Below are 6000 nucleotides of genomic sequence, written 5' to 3' on the forward strand. Positions count from 1 at the left end.
TGAGCTACATAATTATCGACCACCAGATGGGCGTCGAGGACAGGCAGAATATTCGCCTCAGTATTTTTAAGGAACCCGAGGAATTCCTAGTGGCGGTGACGGGCACGGCATTGAGTCATAACCTGACCATTTGCAATGTCGGGTGCGGCGAATAAGATAGTCGTTCCATGCTGAACATAATCACGCGTGCGGATTCACTGATTTTCTACATTAATATCCATAATTAAAACCTTATAGGCGATACCCTTACCAATAAGTTCTAGAGAAAACTGAGCCTCTCCCGACATGACCAAGCAATCGTGCAAACCCATTTGCGCGATTCCGCTGTCTGATTTCAGATCGAAATTGCCTTCTGCACAGAAAATAAGCATGGCGCCACGATTGGATGCAACAATTCTCGAATCATCAATGGCGATGCGTTCAACCTGATGCGTAAAGCGCCCGCGTCGCGTCATGACGTTGAGATCGGTGATTGTTCCGTCGATGAGGCGGGCAACAGAGCTGGCATCGGCGGCAAAAGCAAAGGGTGCTGTCTCGCGGGTGAGGGTGGTTTCTACACCTTCAACATCGAGAACAATGCCGTTGCCTTCCAGCACCGATAATGTGCGATCAATGCCATTGAAAACCGAGAAGGGGCCGTCATTGGCAACGGTTGCTGTGGAAATGCGCCAGTCGAAATTATCGACTGACGCATTTTCAGGACTGATCGCAATTTCAACCGTAACACCGCCACCGTTTTTCCACGGCATGTGCTTGTGGTCGGCGCTGCGTAAGATGTGCATGGATTAATTACCCAGGATCGCAGGCAGACGCAGACTCTGCTGCTTTGCCCAGTCGAGCGCTTCTTCATAGCCCGCATCGGCATGGCGCATGACGCCCGTTGCCGGATCATTCCACAGCACACGACCGATGCGCTGGTCGGCATCTTCCGTGCCATCACAGCAGATGACCATGCCCGAATGCTGGGAGAAGCCCATGCCGACGCCGCCGCCATGATGGAGCGATACCCATGTTGCGCCCGATGCGGTGTTGAGCAGCGCATTGAGCAGCGGCCAGTCGGATACAGCATCCGAGCCGTCCTTCATGGATTCGGTTTCGCGGTTTGGTGAAGCAACCGAGCCGCTATCGAGGTGGTCACGACCAATGACGATTGGTGCTTTCAGTTCGCCATTGCGGACCATTTCGTTGAAGGCGAGGCCGAGACGGTGACGATCACCGAGGCCAACCCAGCAGATACGCGCTGGCAGACCCTGAAACGCGATGCGTTCTTTCGCCATGTCGAGCCAGTTGTGCAGGTGCTTGTTGTCCGGCAGCAGTTCCTTCACCTTGGCATCGGTCTTTGCAATATCTTCCGGATCGCCGGAGAGAGCAGCCCAACGGAAAGGTCCAACGCCGCGGCAGAACAGCGGGCGGATATAGGCAGGCACGAAGCCCGGGAAGGCAAATGCGTCTTCCAGACCTTCTTCGAGCGCCATCTGGCGGATATTGTTGCCGTAATCCACCGTTGGAATGCCAGCATTCCAGAAGTCGAGCATGGCCTGAACCTGCACCTTCATCGAAGCGCGGGCGGCTTTTGCAACGCCCTTCGGATCGCTCTCCTGCTTGGCGCGCCATTCAGCAACGCTCCAGCCGATTGGCAGATAGCCATGCACCGGATCATGTGCCGAGGTCTGATCGGTCACGATGTCAGGGCGCACGCCACGCTTGACGAGTTCCGGGAAAACATCAGCGGCATTGCCGATGAGTGCAATGGATTTGGCTTCACCTGCCTTGGTCCATTCGTCGATCTTAGCCAGAGCTTCATCAAGGCTGTGGGTTTTTTCATCGACATAACGGGTACGCAGGCGGAAATCAGCGCGGGTTTCGTCACACTCGACTGCGAGGCAGCAAGCGCCAGCCATAACCGCTGCGAGAGGCTGAGCGCCGCCCATGCCGCCGAGGCCGCCGGTCAGAATCCACTTGCCTTTGAGGTTGCCATCATAATGCTGGCGACCAGCTTCCACGAAGGTTTCATAGGTGCCCTGAACAATGCCCTGTGCGCCGATATAAATCCACGAACCGGCGGTCATCTGGCCATACATGGCGAGACCCTTCTTATCCAGTTCATTGAAATGATCCCAAGTTGCCCAATGTGGCACGAGGTTGGAATTGGCGATCAGAACGCGCGGCGCATCCTTGTGGGTGCGGAACACGCCGACCGGCTTGCCCGACTGCACCAGCAGGGTTTCGTCGTCGTTGAGTGTCTTCAGCGTTGCGACGATACGGTCGAAATCGTCCCATGTGCGGGCTGCGCGACCAATGCCGCCATAGACAACCAGCTCATGCGGGCGTTCGGCAACATCCGGGTCGAGATTGTTCATCAACATGCGCAGGGGGGCTTCGGTGAGCCAGCTCTTGGCGTTGAGCTCGGTGCCGCGTGGAGCGCGAACGTCGCGTTCATTATGACGTGGGTTGGACATGATTTCCCCTTTTCGGACTTAGATCTTGGCAGCGATCTGTTCGAGACGCTGCAATAGGTTTTTGAGATGGGCGCGGAGTGGCTCGGCCTTGGCTTCGTCGTATGCGAAAGGCACGGTCTCGTTCGCCAGATGCGTGGATTGCGCCAGCTCCATCTGATGGCGTGGACGCCGGTTTCGGGCCTGCCGTAATGGCGCGTCGTCCAGCCGCCCTTGAAGCGGCCATTGAGGATGGATGTGTAGCCGGTGGCGTTTTGGGTCACTTCCACAGCTGCGGCTTCGATTTCCGGTGCGCAGGTTTTGCCGAGGTCTGTGCCGATGTTGAAATCCGGCAGCTTGCCTTCAAACAGAAACGGGATATGCGAGCGGATCGAGTGGCAATCATACAGGATCGCCACACCATGGATCGCCTTCACGCGTTCGATTTCTGCGGTGAGTGCCTCGTGATAGGGCTTGTGGAAGCGGGTGATGCGATCGGCAATATCGGCTTCGGTGGGTGCTTCGCCGTCTTTCCAGATGGCAAGGCCGTCGAAATCGGTTTCCGGGATCAGCGTCGTGGTGTTCTGGCCGGGATAAAGGCTGGCGCCTGCCGGATCGCGATTGGCATCGATGCAATAGCGATGAAAGGTGGCGCGGACTGTCGTGACATTGTCCAGCAGCCCGTCATAGAGCTTATGGATATGCCAGTCGGTGTCGGCAAGAATGCGGCCATTGTCATTGAGCCGTGCCCAGATGTCTTCCGGTACGTCTGTTCCGGTGTGGGGCAGGCCGAGAATGACGGGTGACGAACCCTGATGGACTTCAAAAGCAGCCATATCAGGCCTCCAATGCAGGCAGGATATTGGCGCTGATGCTGCCAGTGAACGAGCCGTCGGCGATGATGGCGCTTGCGCTTGCCAAATCGTTGGCCATGTAGCGATCAACGTCGAGTGTCGGCACATGCGCGCGCAGAACGGCGGTGGCAGCTTTCAGTTCAGGGCTGGTTTCGAGCGGGCCGCGCAATTCAACGCCGAGTGCGCCTGTCAATGCTTCAATGCCGATAATAGCGTTGAGGTTTTCAGTCATCTGCAACAGGCGGCGTGCGCCATGGCAGGCCATGGAAACGTGGTCTTCCTGATTGGCGGAAGTTGGTGTGGAATCAACCGATGCCGGATGCGCCATCTGCTTATTTTCGCTCATCAGTGCAGCCGAAGTGACTTCCGCAATCATTAAACCTGAATTGAGACCCGGCTTCTTTGCTAGGAAAGCTGGCAGGCCAAAGGAAAGCGCAGGGTCAACCAGAAGTGCAATGCGGCGCTGGGCAATTGCGCCAATTTCGCAGACGGCAAGCGCGATCTGGTCTGCTGCGAAAGCAACTGGTTCGGCATGGAAGTTGCCGCCTGAAACCACACTGTCATCAGAGAGGACGAGTGGGTTATCGGTGACGGCATTGGCTTCGATTTCAAGTGTGCGTGCAGCTTGGCGCAGAATGTCGAGACAGGCACCATCGACCTGCGGCTGGCAGCGGATGCAATAAGGGTCTTGCACGCGCTGGTCTCCTTCAAGGTGGCTCTCGCGAATAACCGAACCAGACAGCAGATTGCGCAGTGCTGCAGCCGTATCGATCTGGCCCTGATGTCCGCGCAGGGTGTGAATATCCGGATGGAACGGAGCAGTTGAACCCATTGCCGCATCGGTCGAAAGCGCGCCGGTGATGAGGGCTGCCTGCAATGCACGATGTGCGCGGAACAGGCCGGCGAGTGCCAGCGCAGTCGAGGTCTGTGTGCCGTTGATGAGGGCGAGCCCTTCCTTCGCAGCCAGAACGACGGGCTTGAGGCCTGCTTTCTTCAGTGCTTCAGCAGATGGCAGGCGTTCGCCCTGATAGAAGGCTTCACCTTCGCCGATCATGGCCGCTGCCATATGAGCGAGCGGTGCAAGATCGCCGGATGCGCCGACCGAACCCTTGGCCGGGATCATCGGGATCACGCCTTTTTCAAGCATGGCTTCGATGAGGGTGATGAGTTCGAGCCGCACGCCTGATGCCCCACGGCCAAGCGAAATGAGTTTCAGCGCCATTATGAGGCGCACGATGTCTTCGCTCAGCGGCTCACCGACACCGCAGCAATGCGACAGAATGAGATTGCGCTGAAGCGTTGCCACGTCTTCGGGCGCGATGCGGATAGAGGCGAGCTTACCAAAGCCGGTATTGATGCCATAAACCGGTGTATCGCCAGCTGCGATTTCGGCGATGCGTGCCGCTGCCTTTTCAACGCCCTTATGAAAGGACGGATCAATGCGGGCGGCGAGATTGCCGCGATAGATTTGTTCAAGCACGCCAAGTGAAACGTTGCCGGGATGTAGAACGAGGGACATGGAAAACTCCATTGAAAATTACTGATAGCGGCCTTTGAAAACCCGCTTCCAGAGCGGGTTGAAGCCAATGCGGTAAACAAGCTCTGCCGGACGCTCGACGCTCCAGATGGCGAGATCCGCGTCCTTGCCGACCTCAAGCGTGCCGGTCTTGTCGAGCACACCAAGGGCACGGGCTGCTTCGCGGGTGACGCCTGCAATGCATTCATCGACTGTCATGCGGAACAGGGTTGCGCCCATGTTCATGGTGAGCAGAAGCGAGGTCAGCGGCGAAGTGCCGGGATTGTTGTCGGTTGCAAGCGCCATCTTTGTGCCAGCAGCACGGAAAAGCTCGACCGGCGGCTTTTGCGTTTCGCGGATGAAATAATAAGCGCCGGGAAGCAGAACTGCGACGGTTCCGGCCTTTGCCATGGCAGCCGCACCTTCTGCGTCAGTATATTCAAGATGGTCGGCAGAAAGCGCATTATAGGAAGCAGCAAGAGCTGCGCCATGCAGATTGGAAAGCTGGTCTGCGTGGAGTTTGACCTGAAGGCCGTGCGCCTTTGCAGCATCGAAAACGCGTGCAATTTCATCCGGCAGGAAGGCGATGCCTTCGCAGAATCCGTCCACCGCATCGGCGAGATTTTCGCTCGTAATAGCAGGCAGCATTTCGTTGACTATCTTGTCGATGAAGGCCGTTTTATCGCCATTCATTTCCGGCGGCAGGGCATGAGCGCCCAGAAATGTGGTGCGAATAGCAACATCGCGTTCATGCCCAAGACGCCGAGCCGCACGCAATGACTTTGCTTCGCTGTCCGTATCGAGACCATAACCCGATTTGACTTCAACCGTCGTCACGCCTTCAGCAATCAGCGCATCAAGGCGGGGCAGGGTTTCACGGACCAGATCATCTTCGCTGGCCGCACGCAGGTTTTTAACAGAGGAAACAATGCCGCCGCCCGCGCGCGCAACTTCCTCGTAAGTGGCACCATTCAGGCGCAGCTCAAATTCATGCGCGCGATTGCCTGCGTGGACCAGATGCGTGTGACAGTCGATCAGACCGGGCGTGATCAGGCGGTTTTCGCAGTCAATCTTCTCAAGCGAGGCATATTCAGCGGGAAGATCAATTTCTGCGCCGACATAAGCGATTTTGCCATCCTTGACGGCAATTGCAGCAGCTTCGATCAAACCAAGTCCATCTGCCTTTTCCGATAGA

The 6000-nt window shown here is 56.9% G+C and carries 4 protein-coding genes and 1 pseudogene; all 5 read right to left on the minus strand.

What is annotated here, in order from left to right; translation table 11 throughout:
• Nucleotides 1-194: 194 nt before the first annotated feature.
• Entirely contained in the window at nucleotides 195-782 is a 588-nt protein-coding gene (locus CEV34_RS00305) for a HutD/Ves family protein (RefSeq protein ID WP_235818996.1), read from the minus strand.
• A 3-nt stretch (nucleotides 783-785) separates the two neighbouring features.
• Complete coding sequence (gene hutU, locus CEV34_RS00310) at nucleotides 786-2459, minus strand: urocanate hydratase (protein WP_094543077.1); 1674 nt, start codon at nucleotides 2457-2459, stop codon at nucleotides 786-788.
• 18 nt (nucleotides 2460-2477) lie between these two features.
• Nucleotides 2478-3271: pseudogene (gene hutG / locus CEV34_RS00315) on the minus strand (N-formylglutamate deformylase).
• Nucleotide 3272: 1 nt separating this feature from the next.
• The gene (gene hutH, locus CEV34_RS00320) at nucleotides 3273-4808 is read right to left on the minus strand and encodes a histidine ammonia-lyase (RefSeq protein WP_094543079.1); all 1536 of its coding nucleotides are present in this window, start codon (nucleotides 4806-4808) and stop codon (nucleotides 3273-3275) included.
• Nucleotides 4809-4826: 18 nt separating this feature from the next.
• A partial coding sequence (gene hutI / locus CEV34_RS00325; protein WP_143853289.1) for an imidazolonepropionase occupies nucleotides 4827-6000 on the minus strand: 1174 nt, incomplete at its 5' end.

Source organism: Brucella pseudogrignonensis, from assembly GCF_002252525.1.
Classification (GTDB): domain Bacteria; phylum Pseudomonadota; class Alphaproteobacteria; order Rhizobiales; family Rhizobiaceae; genus Brucella; species Brucella pseudogrignonensis.